Origin of the sequence: Streptococcus suis, assembly GCF_002960445.1 — a bacterium.
GTDB classification, from domain to species: Bacteria; Bacillota; Bacilli; order Lactobacillales; family Streptococcaceae; genus Streptococcus; species Streptococcus hyiners.
In genome coordinates this window covers 1-267 of the sequence record NZ_POJD01000261.1, presented here as the reverse complement: position 1 = coordinate 267, position 267 = coordinate 1, and the positions used below count along the sequence as shown (strand labels likewise).

The window sequence follows — 267 nt, the reverse complement described above, 5'->3', positions numbered from 1 at the left end:
CCATCACTGCTAACTATCATGGTGAATCTGTGGATACTTCAATGGGCTTCACACCACTAGCTGGTCCAATGATGGGAACTCGTTCAGGGGATATTGATCCTGCTATCATTCCTTATTTGATTGCGAATGTTGAAGAACTGAAAGATGCTGCAGACGTTGTTAACATGTTGAATAAACAGTCAGGCTTATTCGGTGTATCTGGCTTCTCAAGTGATATGCGTGATATTGAAGCAGGTATCCAAGCTCACAATCCAGATGCAGTGTTGG

At 43.1% G+C, this 267-nt stretch carries 1 pseudogene; it reads left to right on the top strand.

Annotated elements, in window-relative coordinates:
- Positions 1-267: pseudogene (locus C1G53_RS09575) on the top strand (acetate kinase); the annotation flags it as partial.